Source organism: Citrobacter sp. Cpo100 (assembly GCF_030332595.1).
GTDB lineage: Bacteria > Pseudomonadota > Gammaproteobacteria > Enterobacterales > Enterobacteriaceae > Citrobacter > Citrobacter portucalensis.
In genome coordinates this window covers 382,652-397,227 of the sequence record NZ_JAOWHM010000035.1, presented here as the reverse complement: position 1 = coordinate 397,227, position 14,576 = coordinate 382,652, and the positions used below count along the sequence as shown (strand labels likewise).

At 51.6% G+C, this 14,576-nt stretch carries 12 protein-coding genes; 5 read left to right on the top strand and 7 right to left on the bottom strand.

What is annotated here, in order from left to right; genetic code table 11:
* Window positions 1-455: 455 nt before the first annotated feature.
* The 4 genes from OGX96_RS14330 to OGX96_RS14315 form a co-directional block, all read right to left on the bottom strand.
* Window positions 456-965 (bottom strand): hypothetical protein, encoded by a 510-nt coding sequence (locus OGX96_RS14330; protein WP_225623040.1) that lies wholly within the window; start codon window positions 963-965, stop codon window positions 456-458.
* Between the two features lie 183 nt (window positions 966-1,148).
* Window positions 1,149-2,243, bottom strand: a complete 1,095-nt coding sequence (locus OGX96_RS14325) for a 4Fe-4S binding protein (protein ID WP_286583420.1) — start codon at window positions 2,241-2,243, stop codon at window positions 1,149-1,151.
* Between the two features lie 220 nt (window positions 2,244-2,463).
* Window positions 2,464-3,852, bottom strand: a complete 1,389-nt coding sequence (locus OGX96_RS14320; protein WP_286583417.1) for a diguanylate cyclase — start codon at window positions 3,850-3,852, stop codon at window positions 2,464-2,466.
* A 79-nt stretch (window positions 3,853-3,931) separates the two neighbouring features.
* A complete protein-coding gene (locus OGX96_RS14315; protein WP_032942473.1) occupies window positions 3,932-4,564 on the bottom strand; it encodes a LysE family transporter in 633 nt (210 codons plus the stop codon).
* 325 nt (window positions 4,565-4,889) lie between these two features.
* On the opposite strand from OGX96_RS14315, the gene yahO reads away from it, so the two are divergent.
* Window positions 4,890-5,165 (top strand): DUF1471 family periplasmic protein YahO, encoded by a 276-nt coding sequence (gene yahO, locus OGX96_RS14310; protein WP_032942474.1) that lies wholly within the window; start codon window positions 4,890-4,892, stop codon window positions 5,163-5,165.
* A gap of 32 nt (window positions 5,166-5,197) precedes the next feature.
* On the opposite strand, the gene prpR is transcribed toward yahO, so the two are convergent.
* On the bottom strand, window positions 5,198-6,808 hold the full coding sequence (prpR, locus tag OGX96_RS14305; RefSeq protein WP_286583415.1) for a propionate catabolism operon regulatory protein PrpR: 1,611 nt from the start codon (window positions 6,806-6,808) through the stop codon (window positions 5,198-5,200).
* 253 nt (window positions 6,809-7,061) lie between these two features.
* Here prpR and prpB point away from each other — a divergent pair, with 253 nt between their 5' ends.
* From prpB to prpE, 4 genes are all read left to right on the top strand, one after another.
* Window positions 7,062-7,943 (top strand): methylisocitrate lyase, encoded by an 882-nt coding sequence (gene prpB / locus OGX96_RS14300; protein WP_003830903.1) that lies wholly within the window; start codon window positions 7,062-7,064, stop codon window positions 7,941-7,943.
* A gap of 80 nt (window positions 7,944-8,023) precedes the next feature.
* Window positions 8,024-9,193 (top strand): bifunctional 2-methylcitrate synthase/citrate synthase, encoded by a 1,170-nt coding sequence (prpC, locus tag OGX96_RS14295; protein ID WP_032942476.1) that lies wholly within the window; start codon window positions 8,024-8,026, stop codon window positions 9,191-9,193.
* A 40-nt stretch (window positions 9,194-9,233) separates the two neighbouring features.
* Window positions 9,234-10,685, top strand: coding sequence for a bifunctional 2-methylcitrate dehydratase/aconitate hydratase (locus tag OGX96_RS14290; protein WP_048214832.1), 1,452 nt, complete (start codon window positions 9,234-9,236; stop codon window positions 10,683-10,685).
* 40 nt (window positions 10,686-10,725) lie between these two features.
* On the top strand, window positions 10,726-12,612 hold the full coding sequence (prpE, locus tag OGX96_RS14285) for a propionate--CoA ligase (protein WP_219988137.1): 1,887 nt from the start codon (window positions 10,726-10,728) through the stop codon (window positions 12,610-12,612).
* Between the two features lie 46 nt (window positions 12,613-12,658).
* Here prpE and lacA read toward each other — a convergent pair whose 3' ends face one another.
* Together lacA and OGX96_RS14275 are read right to left on the bottom strand one after the other, a co-directional pair.
* Entirely contained in the window at window positions 12,659-13,270 is a 612-nt protein-coding gene (gene lacA, locus OGX96_RS14280) for a galactoside O-acetyltransferase (protein WP_286583412.1), read from the bottom strand.
* Window positions 13,271-13,299: 29 nt separating this feature from the next.
* Entirely contained in the window at window positions 13,300-14,553 is a 1,254-nt protein-coding gene (locus OGX96_RS14275; protein WP_111466016.1) for an MFS transporter, read from the bottom strand.
* Window positions 14,554-14,576: the final 23 nt, after the last annotated feature.

Genomic DNA, 14,576 nt, shown 5'->3' with positions numbered 1-14,576 from the left:
GTGTAAAATCGTTCTGCAGACAAATCTGCGCGCTGGTGCCTTATCCGGCCTACGGCAGCGTGCAAATCGTAGGCCTTATAAGCGCAGCGCATCAGGCATAGTGATTGCGGCTATTGTGTAAAACCGTTCTGCATACAATCTGCGCGCTGGCACCTAATCCGGCCTACGGTAGCGTGTAAATCGTAGGTCTGATAAGCGCAGCGCATCAGGCATAGTGGATTGCGGCTATTGTGTAAAACCGTTCTGCAGACAAATCTGCGCGCTGGCGCCTTATCCGGCCTACGGCAGCGTGCAAATTGTAGGCCTGATAAGCGCAGCGCATCAGGCATAGTGGATTGCGGTTATTGTGTAAAACCGTTCTGCATACAATCTGCGCGCTGGCACCTTATCCGGCCTACGGCAGCGTGCAAATCGTAGGCCTGATAAGCGCAGCGCATCAGGCTTTGTGATTGCGGCTATTGTGTAAAACCGTTCTGCAGACAAATCTGCGTGCTGGTTCTCAGCGTAAAGGCGACTTTGTCTGGGTACTGGCTGTAATAGTTATGCTCTTCTTCCAGCCCTTTTGCCTGCGCCAGACGTACCGTTTCCAGCGAGCAGGTACGGTAGATCAGGTCTTTATTCATATTGGTCTGCTTCTCGCGCTGTTTATCTGCGGACAGCGCCAGCCAGCTTTCGGACAGTGAGTAATCGTAGACCACCCGATTTCCTTTCGCCTGCACGTTCTCAATGGTAATAAATTCGTCGATTTTCAGTCTTGGCTGCCCGCGCATTTTTTTCTTATCTTCTGCGGCGGCATATTGGGCCAGCGCATGAATATCCATACTGGCTATTTTCTGTTTATAAGCATCTACATAAGCGGTAGGTTGCTGATAATGCTGAGCGTAAGCGTTTCTTAATTCCCCGTCATTCATCGTACAACCTGCCAGAAACAGAGGTAATAGCAGTGCCAGTTTTATTTTAGTCATGATGTTATCCCGTTCATTATTTTGATCCCAGTCGCCCATAACAAAATAGAAAAATTATTACAGATGATATTTAAGGTTGTATAAACGAGAGCGCGATGGCACAAGTTCAATTGTCTTAAAATGGCAGGACAGGCGGGAAACCCTGCCAGAATTGGCAGGGTTTTGAACATACTGATAAAAAAATTAATGGCCGATCATCTTTGCCTTCGGGATCAGCTGGAAATACATATGATCGGGCACTGGCGTATCCCAGACATTGGCATAAACGGCATAACCAATGGTGGCAAACAGAATGCCAAGCACCAGTAGCGTCATGGCAACACCTGATAGCGTCCTCTGTCGCCATAACGGTTTACCGTTGTCTTGCGCCCCCGGTGGTGTTTGCAGTGAGAAGCTCAGCGTTGAGGCCACCGGGCAGGATTCAACGCAGGTCATGCAGCCAGTGCATTCCACGGTACGCACCTGAATCAGTCTGTCGACCGGGATATTCGACGGGCAGTTTTTCGCGCATTTTCCGCAGTCGATGCAACTGTCTGCGTTACGGCGGATTTTAAACGGCGAGAGCAGCGAGAACAGACCGAGCAGCGCACCATAAGGGCACAGATAGCGGCACCAGGCATTGCGAATAAACAGGCTCAGGACACTGATAACGACAACAAAGATGAGCGTAGCGGAGCCAATATGGCGAAAGAAATCGAGCATCTTCACGTCGATAATCATGCCATAGGCCGACATTAGAAAATACTGAATCCCCTGTGCAGGCATCGACAGGGCGATATACAAAAAGAAACTCAGCAGCAAATACTTCAGACTGAGCAGCGGGATATCCAGCCAGCGCGGCAGCGTGAAGTTGCGACCAAATACTTTTTTCCCCAGATTGCCGAGCAGTTCGGACAGCGTGCCCACCGGGCATAACCACGAACAGAAGGCTTTTTTTAACAACAGACTAATCAGGATAAACGCAACTAACAGCAGCATGGAGGCGGCATGGATAGGCGGAAGAAAACCAGTCTCCAACGTATAGCGGATATTCATCAAACCCGCGATTGGTAGCCATCCCTCAATACCACCTGGCCTTGGAATATAGACGCTGGTGCCGGCGGTTTCGAAATAGCGGACCCAGTAATAGAACGTTACGCCAATATAAATATTAATAGCCAGCAGGAGAAACTGGGTGGCTTTTCGCCAGCTGCTGGCGTTGCGCCAGTCATTCCACGGCAGTTTGCCTCCGATCGTGCCTGGACGGCGCTGCCAGCGCGTTCTTTTCTTCCCGTTCATGGTTTTATACTATCCCTCATATTTCCCCTTCTGCATTCAGAAGGCGTCATCACCGGGATATGCTAGCGCTATTCAGATTTGGTGTATTTGATTTACATCTTATTACGTGGCTGTTATTTTCATCACGCAAATAGGCCTGAATAAAAATAACAGCTCGGTATTTATCGCCGATCAGATAAATACCCTGAACGGGGTATTTATTTCTCTGTGGCGGAGAAGATTATTCCTGATATACCTCTATGCGATCGCGGCCATTACTTTTCGCCAGATAAAGCGCGCGATCGGCTTTATCAACCAACTGTTTATAGTCGGGATGATAGTCATATTCGGCGATACCAATGCTGACGGTAATAGACAATGATTCTGCCGCCGATGCCGCCATGCACATCTCGGCAATCTTCATACGCAGCGTTTCGAGGATAATACTGGCCTGCGACTTGTCTGACTCGACGAGCAGGATCATAAATTCTTCACCACCATAGCGAAACACGTAATCGCTGCTACGGATATGATCATAAATGACCGCTGCGACGTTTTTGAGCGTCATATCACCAGTATTATGCCCATAGTTGTCGTTAATTTGCTTAAAGTAGTCGATATCCAGCATCGCCAGGGTGAAGGGCTTCCGCGCATGTAACGCTAACGAAATCTCACGCCGCATGATGGTTGGAATAAAGCGGCGGTTAAGTAACTGGGTCAGCGAGTCTTTACCATTTTCCTGTTTAACCAGTGCGTCAAACATTGAGGCGAGCAGGAAATGGATTTTTGCCGATAGCTGGCGGACATCCTGCAACAGGCTCATCCTCTCAGGTTCTGTTGGCTGATGCTGATGCGAAAAGGTGGTCGTCATGCGGTTGTCGATCTCTGCTATCAGCGATTCCATTTCTTTCAACAGATTGCTGTTGCCGAGAATGTGTTTTCCTTTATGTGAGAACCACATACCAAAATCAGAATTCGCCAGAAATACCATCTCACCGAAAGGCATACCGATGGCGATGTTATAGATAAACTGATTTTCCCAGTCGGTAAATGAGCGAATTTGCCGTTCGCGCTCGACGTTAACGTCATCGTAAATGGTCTGCAGGCGATACTGCTCCTGCGTATGCAGAGAGTTTTGGTGGCTTGGGGAATAGGAGACGGTCATGGCCTCCAGCGCAGTATCCATTGCCAGGCTGCTGAAACAGATAGCATTGCTCAACAGGGAAGACGAGTCGTCAGCTTTGGTTTTCAATACCCGATACAGCTCATCCTTGAGCTTACGCGCGCCGCGGTTTACCAGATCGATGGGCAGGCCGATACGGGCATGCACCACGCCAATTTCTCGCTGTTTGGCCAGCAGCTGCGGTAGATCTTCGTGCGCGCTGCCAAGCACGCTGCGTAACCAGTCAAACATACTGCCGCTGAGGCGGGTACTGACCTGTTCTGTATTGAGGAACAATGCGCTCTGGGCATGGGAGAGCATATAGTCATAAAAAACGGTCACTAAATGGCGGATCTCTTCATCGCTTAACGATGTGAGGAGCGTGTGAACGTCAGGCGATGTTTGTCGTATCAGCGCCTGCCATTCTGTAAGGAGTAATGTGTCGTTTACCGGTTCAACCTGTTCCATCTCACTGCCACTCAACGTGCGATTAAAAATTCAGGCGGTATTACGGACAATTACCTCACGATGGTCAAGTTAAACTCTCTTATCGATGGCTAATACCTTCATAAATAAGCCTGAGCGCGAAGACACCGATAATGGCGCCAATCACCCGGCTGGCAACCCGCTGGATTCGGCCATAAGCACGGCGCACGGCGGGCAATGAAAACGCCTGACTGAGAAAAATACGCCAGATAACGGAAGACAATATTATGCCTGCCCAGGCCATCAACCTGGCCCACGTTGGTGTGTCAGCGCTTAAGGTGACCGAGAAGATACTAATAAAAAACAGCACGGTTTGCGGATTTGATAAATCCGTTAGTAATCCACGGCGGAAAAACACATACCAGGGCGCGGAAAGCGGTTGCTGTAGAGTGGGCATTTGCGGCGTGGCCTGATGGCGGATGCTGTTCCAGGCAAACCACAGCAGATAGGCGCCGCCGACAATCTTAATCAATGAAAATATCTCTTCACACTGGGTGATTAGCGTTGCCATACCAAAAAGCCCAAGGCCGGAGTAAAACGCATCACCCAAGGCAACACCCAGACCGGTCATCACACCTGCGCGTCGTCCGGATGCCAGGCTAGTTTGTACTACCACGAACAGGTTTGCGCCGGGGTTAAAAAAGGTTAAAACAAAGAGGCTGATGGTAAGAACGACGGCGTGCAGAGGTTCCATAGACAACATTTCCATTAGTAAGCGCTTAAGTGACAGCTAACACTATAATTTTAGTGTGTTCATCATTCTGCGTATTCACTCACACTGCGCAGTGAAACGCGCTGAGATTTGCAAATGACTTCATAGATTATTTTGTGCAAACCTGGCGCGTCAGATAACGCGACGGCACAGGTTTTCTGTTATCAACGATTCGCAAAATCTCTTTATATTTCCGCCTGCTCTGGATCTTTTTGCCAGGCTGAACTACTTATTAATCATCCTTGACTCGCATGTCGAATGTTCAGGGGTCGATGATGGCATATATAACAAAATCTGGAGCTTTTATATGAAAACTGGAATTAAAGTACTTATTGGTGCGTTAGCTTTTGTTGTGACCAACGCGTACGCCGCGGAATTTATGACGAAGGTTGAGTTTGAAAAGGTTGAGTCTCAGTATACAAAAATCGGTGATATTTCAACGAGTAATGAAGTCTCTACTTCGGATGCTAAAGAAGACCTTCTGAAGAAAGCTGAAGAGAAAGGTGCTGACGTGGTGGTATTAACCTCCGGCCAAACGGATAACAAAATCCATGGCACAGCGAATATTTACAAGAAAAAATAACGTGTAGCTGTAAAAAATACGACACCCGTCGGTCATTGTACCGGCGGGTTTTCTTTTAATCTGCGCCAGAACGTGGTTCTGCTAATTCCGAGATACCGCGCGGCGGCAGTTTTGTCACCATCAAATTGTGCCAGCACCTGCTGTGGCGTCAGTGATGATGATATGTGCGGTGTAGTGGTAACAACGGACAGTTCCGGTAACAGCTGCTGTAAAAAATCTACGTTCAGCTCTGGCTGCGGTTCGACGCTTAAAAACAGTGCCAGGCGCTCCATCATATTACGCAGTTCGCGGATATTCCCCGGCCAGCCATAATTCAGCAACGTCGGCTGACTTAATCCCAACCCCTTGCGAACAGGCTCTGAAAACGGCACGTCCAGTTCCGCCAGCGACTGTTTTAAAAAGCCTTCCGCCAGTGGCAGGATATCGGGCAACCGCTCGCGCAGCGGCGGCAGCTTGAGGCGTAAAATGCTCAGGCGATAAAACAGATCGGTACGAAATTCCCCCAGTTTCATCTCCTGCTCCAGATTACAGTGTGTGGCGCTAATCACCCGGACATCGACCGGAATCGGCTGATGTCCACCGACCCGGGTAACCTCTTTTTCTTCCAGCACACGTAGCAGTCGGGTTTGTAACGGCAGCGGCATCTCGCCTATCTCGTCAAGAAACAGGGTTCCGCCGTGAGCGATTTCAAACAGGCCCGCGCGTCCCCCTCGGCGAGAGCCGGTAAAGGCGCCATCCTCATAGCCGAACAGCTCCGCTTCCAGCAATGACTCGGTGATTGCCCCGCAGTTGACGGCAACAAACGGCGGTGAGGGTTTACCGCGCCGATTCTCCTGACGGGTGAAAAACTCACGGTGAATGGCCTGTGCGGCCAGCTCTTTACCCGTTCCTGTTTCGCCCTGAATGAGGACCGGCGCACGCGAACGGGCGTACAGCATAATGGTGTGCCGTACCTGTTCCATCTGCGCAGAGTGACCGCGCATATCTCCGAGCGCGTAGCGAGTGCGCAACGTATCGCCAGAGGCGTACTGACCGTTTCTGCGTAATGTCAAGCGGGTCATATCCAACGCATCGACAAAGGCCTGGCGCACGGTGGCCGCCGAATAGATAAAGATGCCGGTCATGCCTGCTTCTTCTGCCAGATCGGTAATCAACCCCGCACCAACTACCGCTTGTGTACCGCCAGCCTTCAGCTCGTTGATTTGCCCACGAGCATCTTCCTCGGTGATATAGCTGCGCTGTTCAAGCTGCAAATTGAAGGTTTTTTGAAACGCGAGAAGCGCCGGGAGGGGTTCCTGATAGGTAATGACGCCAATCGACGAGGTGAGTTTTCCCGCTTTTGCCAGCGCCTGTAGCACGTCGAATCCGCTGGGTTTAATCAGGATCACCGGAATCGATAAACGGCTTTTCAGATATGCGCCGTTGGAGCCCGCCGCAATGATGGCATCGCAACGCTCGGTAGCCAGCTTCTTGCGGATATAGGCCACCGCTTTTTCGAAACCAAGCTGAATGGGGGTGATGGTCGCCAGGTGGTCGAACTCCAGACTGATGTCGCGAAACAGTTCAAACAGGCGGGTGACCGAGACTGTCCAGATAACCGGTTTATCGTCGTTCACTCGCGGCGGTAGATGCGTATCTGCCATAACTAACCCCAAAAATTAAGGAACCGAGTAGTAGGGTTTAGTTGTGTTTCATAAATGTTGCAATGAAACGTGAAGGAACGTTTCATGAAACGATAGCTGACACGCTTTTGTGCAACAAAAATAGAAACATTGGATTTAATCTGTTGTTTTAAAAGATAAAAAATTAAATTGAAGAGAAAATAAGCTCCCTGGCATACCCCTTGCTTTAGAAATATCAACGAACGATAACAAGTTGATAACAAGAGGACGGGATATGTCTCTACACTCCCCAGGGCTGGCGTTTCGCGCTGCGCTCACTAAAGAAAACCCATTACAAATCGTTGGCACCATCAACGCCAACCACGCTCTGCTGGCTCAACGTGCCGGGTATCAAGCGATTTATCTCTCCGGCGGCGGTGTCGCTGCGGGGTCGCTGGGTCTGCCGGATCTCGGCATTTCTACCCTTGATGATGTGCTGACTGATATTCGTCGCATTACGGATGTTTGCCCGCTGCCATTGCTGGTGGATGCGGATATTGGTTTTGGATCGTCTGCATTCAACGTGGCGCGTACCGTCAAGTCGATTTCCAAAGCGGGTGCTGCTGCGCTGCATATTGAAGATCAGATCGGCGCCAAGCGCTGCGGTCATCGCCCGAACAAGGCGATCGTCTCGAAAGAAGAGATGGTCGACAGGATCCGCGCAGCCGTTGATGCGCGCACCGATCCCAACTTTGTGATTATGGCGCGGACCGATGCGCTGGCGGTGGAAGGGCTAGAGGCTGCCATCGATCGTGCCCAGGCGTATGTCGAAGCGGGCGCTGACATGCTGTTCCCGGAAGCCATTACCGAACTTGCGATGTACCGCCAGTTTGCCGATGCGGTACAGGTACCAATTCTCGCCAACATTACTGAATTTGGCGCCACACCGCTGTTTACCACCGATGAACTGCGCAGCGCGAACGTTGCGATGGCGCTATACCCGCTGTCAGCTTTCCGCGCCATGAACCGCGCGGCGGAGAAGGTTTACAACGTGCTGCGTCAGGAAGGTACGCAAAAGAACGTTATCGACATTATGCAGACGCGCAACGAGCTGTATGAAAGCATCAATTACTACCAGTTCGAAGAGAAACTCGACGCGTTGTACACAAAAAAGTAACCGTCGTAGGCCGGATAAGGCGTAGCCGCCATCCGGCAATAAATTAGTACCCTACATATTACAATAATGACGAGGACAACATGAGCGACACAACGATCCTGCAAAATAGTACCCATGTCATTAAACCCAAAAAATCGGTTGCGCTGTCAGGCGTCGCTGCCGGAAATACTGCCTTATGTACCGTGGGTAAAAGCGGTAACGATCTGCACTATCGTGGCTACGATATTCTTGACCTGGCGCAACAGTGTGAATTTGAAGAAGTTGCGCATCTGCTGATTCACGGGAAATTACCCACCCGCGATGAGCTCACCGCCTATAAAAGCAAACTGAAAGCGCTGCGCGGATTGCCCGCTAACGTGCGTACCGTACTGGAAGCGCTGCCTGCCGCCTCGCATCCGATGGACGTGATGCGCACTGGTGTTTCCGCGCTGGGTTGTACGCTGCCGGAAAAAGAAGGACATACCGTCTCCGGCGCACGCGATATTGCCGACAAACTGCTGGCTTCGCTCAGTTCTATCCTCCTGTACTGGTATCACTACAGCCATAACGGCGAGCGCATTCAGCCGGAAACCGACGATGATTCTATTGGCGGTCACTTCCTGCATTTGCTGCATGGTGAGAAGCCATCACAAAGCTGGGAAAAGGCGATGCACATTTCGCTAGTGCTGTACGCCGAGCACGAGTTTAACGCTTCTACCTTCACGGGGCGTGTGATTGCGGGAACTGGCTCTGATATGTACTCCGCGATTATCGGCGCGATTGGCGCACTGCGTGGGCCGAAACACGGCGGCGCGAATGAAGTATCGCTGGAGATCCAGCAGCGCTACGAAACGCCGGATGAAGCCGAAGCGGATATCCGTAAACGCGTTGAAAACAAAGAAGTGGTGATTGGCTTTGGTCACCCGGTTTACACCATCGCCGACCCGCGTCATCAGGTGATCAAGCGTGTGGCGAAACAGCTTTCTCAGGAGGGCGGTTCGCTGAAAATGTACAACATTGCCGACCGTCTGGAAGAGGTGATGTGGGAAACGAAAAAGATGTTCCCTAACCTCGACTGGTTCTCGGCAGTCTCTTACAACATGATGGGCGTCCCCACTGAAATGTTCACACCGCTGTTCGTTATCGCCCGCGTCACCGGCTGGGCGGCGCACATCATCGAACAGCGCCAGGACAACAAAATTATCCGTCCTTCCGCCAACTATACCGGCCCGGAAGATCGCGAATTTGTCCCGATTGAAAAACGTTGCTAATGCAAAACCTCTAAAGATAAAAAAACAGGAAATGTACCCTATGTCTGCACATATTTCGAACGTCCGCCCTGAATTTGACCGTGAAATCGTTGATATCGTTGATTATGTCATGAACTACGAGATCACCTCGAAGGTGGCGTATGACACCGCGCATTATTGCCTGCTTGATACCCTTGGCTGTGGCCTGGAAGCGCTGGAATATCCGGCCTGTAAAAAACTACTGGGGCCGGTTGTACCGGGTACCGTCGTCCCGAACGGTGTGCGCGTACCGGGTACCCAGTTCCAGCTCGATCCGGTGCAGGCGGCGTTTAACATCGGTGCGATGATCCGCTGGCTGGACTTTAACGACACGTGGCTGGCCGCAGAATGGGGTCATCCTTCCGATAACCTCGGCGGTATTCTGGCGACGGCTGACTGGCTGTCGCGCAATGCGGTGGCGGTGGGTAAAGCGCCGTTAACCATGAAAAAAGTGTTAACCGGAATGATTAAAGCCCATGAAATTCAGGGCTGTATCGCGCTGGAAAACTCCTTCAACCGCGTCGGTCTGGATCACGTCCTGCTGGTAAAAGTCGCTTCCACGGCGGTGGTTGCCGAGATGCTCGGCCTTAACCGGGATGAAATTCTCAACGCCGTCTCGCTGGCGTGGGTCGACGGTCAGTCGCTGCGTACCTATCGTCATGCGCCGAATACCGGCACGCGTAAATCCTGGGCGGCTGGCGATGCCACCTCACGTGCTGTGCGTCTGGCGCTGATGGCGAAAACCGGTGAAATGGGATATCCATCTGCACTGACGGCGAAAACCTGGGGCTTCTATGATGTCTCTTTCAAAGGCGAATCTTTCCGCTTCCAGCGCCCGTACGGTTCGTACGTGATGGAAAACGTGTTGTTTAAAATTTCCTTCCCGGCAGAGTTCCACTCGCAGACCGCGGTAGAAGCGGCGATGACGCTGTACGAGCAGTTACAGGCTGCAGGTAAGACCGCTGCCGATATCGAAAAAGTGACCATTCGTACGCACGAAGCCTGTATCCGCATCATCGATAAAAAAGGCCCGTTGAATAACCCGGCGGATCGTGACCACTGCATCCAGTACATGGTGGCTATCCCGCTGCTGTTCGGACGCTTAACGGCGGCAGATTACGAAGACGGCGTGGCGCAGGATAAACGCATTGATGCACTGCGTGAAAAGATTAACTGCTTCGAAGATCCGGCCTTTACTGCCGATTACCACGACCCTGAAAAACGCGCCATCGCGAATGCCATCACGCTTGAATTCACCGACGGCTCACGCTTTGAAGAAGTGGTAGTGGAATACCCAATTGGCCATGCGCGCCGTCGTAACGACGGTATGCCGAAGCTGGTCGAGAAGTTCAAAATTAACCTGGCGCGTCAGTTCCCGACCCGTCAGCAGCAGCGCATCCTGGATGTCTCCCTGGACAGAGCCCGCCTGGAGCAGATGCCGGTCAATGAGTATATGGACCTTTATGTAATCTAAACCTGCGTGCGGCAAGGCGTAAGTTCAACAGGAGAGCATTATGTCTTATAGCGAGTTTTATCAACGTTCTATTACGCAGCCGGAGTCGTTCTGGGCTGAGCAGGCCCAGCGTATTGACTGGCAGCAGCCGTATACGCAGGTGCTGGACCACAGTAATCCGCCGTTTGCCCGCTGGTTTTGCGGCGGTACGACCAATCTGTGCCACAACGCCATTGACCGCTGGCTGGAGAAACAGCCTGATGCGTTGGCGCTGATTGCCGTTTCTTCAGAAACTGAAGAAGAACGCACGTTTACCTTTCGTCAGCTGTATGACGAAGTGAACGTCGCGGCGGCGATGTTGTTGTCGCTGGGCGTACAGCGTGGCGATCGGGTACTGGTTTATATGCCGATGATCGCCGAAGCGCACATTACGCTGCTGGCCTGCGCACGTATAGGGGCGATCCATTCGGTGGTGTTCGGTGGTTTCGCCTCGCACAGCGTAGCGGCGCGTATCGACGACGCCCGACCGGTGGTTATCGTGTCGGCGGATGCCGGGGCGCGCGGCGGTAAAGTCCTGCCGTATAAAAAGCTGCTCGATGATGCGATCAACCAGGCGCAGCATCAGCCGCGTCATGTGGTATTAGTCGATCGCGGTCTGGCGAAAATGGCGCGGGTAGAGGGGCGAGACCTCGACTTTGCTACGCTGCGCCAGCAGCATCTCGGCGCACGGGTACCGGTTGCCTGGCTGGAGTCGAACGAAACGTCCTGCATTCTCTACACCTCCGGGACAACCGGTAAACCGAAAGGCGTCCAGCGCGACGTTGGCGGCTACGCGGTCGCGCTGGCGACCTCGATGGACACCATTTTCGGCGGTAAAGCGGGCGGTGTGTTCTTCTGCGCGTCGGATATCGGCTGGGTAGTTGGGCATTCGTATATCGTGTATGCCCCGCTGCTGGCGGGGATGGCGACAGTGGTTTACGAAGGGTTGCCAACGTATCCAGACTGTGGCGTATGGTGGAAAATTGTTGAGAAGTATCAGGTCAGCCGGATGTTCTCCGCCCCAACCGCCATCCGCGTGCTGAAGAAATTCCCGACCGCGCAAATCCGCAATCACGATCTTTCCTCGCTGGAGGTGCTGTATCTGGCGGGTGAGCCGCTGGATGAACCGACCGCCAGTTGGGTAACGGAAACGCTGGGCGTCCCGGTTATCGACAACTACTGGCAGACTGAATCCGGTTGGCCGATTATGGCGATCGCTCGCGGGCTGGACGACCGCCCGTCGCGGCTGGGTAGCCCAGGCGTGCCGATGTACGGATATAACGTGCAGTTGCTCAATGAGGTGACCGGTGAGCCCTGCGAAGCGAATGAAAAGGGCATGCTGGTGATTGAAGGGCCGCTGCCGCCGGGCTGTATCCAGACTATCTGGGGTGATGACGCGCGGTTTGTGAATACCTACTGGTCGCTGTTTTCTCGTCAGGTGTACGCCACCTTTGACTGGGGTATTCGCGATGCGGACGGCTATTACTTCATCCTTGGTCGTACGGATGATGTCATCAACGTGGCCGGGCATCGGTTGGGGACGCGTGAGATAGAGGAGAGTATTTCCAGCTATCCGAACGTTGCCGAAGTGGCTGTGGTCGGCGTGAAGGACGCGCTAAAGGGGCAGGTCGCGGTCGCGTTTGTCATTCCTAAGCAGAGCGACAGCCTTGAAGATCGCGACATCGCACATTCGGAAGAGAAGGCGATTATGGCGCTGGTGGACAGTCAGATTGGTAATTTTGGCCGCCCGGCGCACGTCTGGTTTGTGTCGCAGTTGCCGAAAACTCGCTCTGGCAAAATGCTCAGACGGACGATCCAGGCGATCTGTGAAGGCCGCGATCCTGGCGATCTAACGACCATTGACGATCCCGCGTCGTTGCAGCAAATCCGTCAGGCGATCGAAGAGTAACTCCATGCCGGATAGACCGCATAAGTGGTCTATCCGGCATGACTGCTTAAATTGACGGCTCTACTTTATAATTTTGGTAATAGAACTCTCTATCTCGCTCATTAATGGTTCTGAGAACCCGACAGGGAACTCCCACCGCCACGACATCTGCCGGAATGTCTTTTGTGACTATGCTCCCTGCGCCGATAACAGAATTATCGCCAATCGTTATGCCTGGATTGATCACCACATTACTGCCAATCCATACGTTATTGCCGATGGTGACTGGAAAGGAAAACATCTCTCCGGATTTTCTTAATTCATGATGAACAGGATGACCCGTTACTGAGATCGTGACGTTTGGTGCAATTAAAACGTTATCGCCGATGGTGACCGTGTAATCATCCACAATGGTAAAGTTAAAATTGGCGTAGAAGTTTTTGCCAATGTGAATATTGCTGCCGTAAGAGAAATAAATGGGGGGCTCAATCCACGCATTTTCTCCTACGGAGGCAAATATTTCGCGAATCAGTCTTTCCCTCTTTTCAACCTCCGATGGACGCGTGTGGTTAAACTCATACATTAACTCTTTTCCATGCAATCTCTCTTCCGGCAGGCCCTCGCACATATCGGTATACAGTTTGCCTGCTTTTATTCTGTCTCTCATGGACATGCTCATCGAAGATATTCCCTCCTTGTTATTCGTTTTCAAACTTGTTTGCTTGCTGGGGTGAAAACGCGGGAAAAGGGCCCCGGACCGCTAAGGGTAAATACGGAAATCAGCGTGAAGCTCAGCGCAATAATCCCCAGCACCAGATAAGCTCCCTGGAAACCAATACTCTCATACATTTTCCCGGCCAGAACTGACATGAAAATCATGGCTAACTGTTTGAAGAAACAGAAACACACCAGATAAATCGTGGCCGAGAAACGTACTTCGAACTGGCTGGTGATGTACTTGAAGCAGCCGACGATCAGGAACGGTATCTCAAACATATGCAGCGTTTTGAGAATAACGACCTCCAGTGCAGTGGTGGCGAATGACGAGCCAATAATCCTTACCGACATAATCGTACCGGCCAGCAGCAGGGCGTTCTTTCCGCCAATTCGGTTCACAATCAGCGGTGCAAAGAACATGATCGAGGCGTTGAGTAATTCTCCCATCGTCGTGACGTAGCCAAACACGCGGGTACCCTGTTCGCCGGTGGCAAAGAATGAGGTAAAGAAGTTGGCGAACTGCTGGTCAAACACATCGTAAGTACAGGAAACGCCGACCACATACAGGGAGAGGAACCAAAGTTTCGGCTGTTTAAATAACTCCAGCGCCAGCTTCAGGCTGAATGCCGAGTTATTGGCGCCTACCGCATCCGCGACTTTTGCAGAAGAGGGGGCATCTGTTTTTGAAAATAACAGCAGCAATGCCAGAATGACCGCACAGCCAGAACCTAACCAGAAGACGAATTGGTTATTGATGGTGAACATAATTCCGGCAATCGAGGCGCACAGCGCCCAGCCCACGCAGCCAAACATGCGCGCGCGACCAAATTCAAAGTTGCTTCTGCGGCTGGCTTTTTCAATATAGGCTTCAATCGCTGGGGCACCGGCATTGTAAATAAATCCAAGGTAAATCCCGCCGACAATTGAACCCAGTAAAATATTAACTTGCAATAATGGGCCAAATACGTAAATAAAGAACGGGGCAAACATTACCAGCATGCCGGTAATTACCCACAGCAGATGTTTACGCAGGCCGAGCTTATCGGACAGTAGCCCGAAAATTGGCTGGAATAACAAAGAAAACAGTGAGATACAGGCGAAGATGATGCCGGTATCGCCTTTACTGATATGGTTTACATCGTGTAACCAGATAGGGAAGAAGGGGAAATACGCACCCATAATAAAAAAGTAAAAGAAGAAGAAAAAGCCAAACATCCAAAAGTTAGTGTTTTTTAAATAATACATAACAGACTTCCTATAAATGCGGG

Bases quoted from the DNA above. Each gene is read 5' to 3' on its own strand.
- OGX96_RS14330 (WP_225623040.1), bottom strand. From the start codon at position 965: ATGACTAAAATAAAACTGGCACTGCTATTACCTCTGTTTCTGGCAGGT.
- OGX96_RS14325 (WP_286583420.1), bottom strand. From the start codon at position 2,243: ATGAACGGGAAGAAAAGAACGCGCTGGCAGCGCCGTCCAGGCACGATC.
- OGX96_RS14320 (WP_286583417.1), bottom strand. From the start codon at position 3,852: ATGGAACAGGTTGAACCGGTAAACGACACATTACTCCTTACAGAATGG.
- OGX96_RS14315 (WP_032942473.1), bottom strand. From the start codon at position 4,564: ATGGAACCTCTGCACGCCGTCGTTCTTACCATCAGCCTCTTTGTTTTA.
- yahO (WP_032942474.1), top strand. From the start codon at position 4,890: ATGAAAACTGGAATTAAAGTACTTATTGGTGCGTTAGCTTTTGTTGTG.
- prpR (WP_286583415.1), bottom strand. From the start codon at position 6,808: ATGGCAGATACGCATCTACCGCCGCGAGTGAACGACGATAAACCGGTT.
- prpB (WP_003830903.1), top strand. From the start codon at position 7,062: ATGTCTCTACACTCCCCAGGGCTGGCGTTTCGCGCTGCGCTCACTAAA.
- prpC (WP_032942476.1), top strand. From the start codon at position 8,024: ATGAGCGACACAACGATCCTGCAAAATAGTACCCATGTCATTAAACCC.
- OGX96_RS14290 (WP_048214832.1), top strand. From the start codon at position 9,234: ATGTCTGCACATATTTCGAACGTCCGCCCTGAATTTGACCGTGAAATC.
- prpE (WP_219988137.1), top strand. From the start codon at position 10,726: ATGTCTTATAGCGAGTTTTATCAACGTTCTATTACGCAGCCGGAGTCG.
- lacA (WP_286583412.1), bottom strand. From the start codon at position 13,270: ATGAGCATGTCCATGAGAGACAGAATAAAAGCAGGCAAACTGTATACC.
- OGX96_RS14275 (WP_111466016.1), bottom strand. From the start codon at position 14,553: ATGTATTATTTAAAAAACACTAACTTTTGGATGTTTGGCTTTTTCTTC.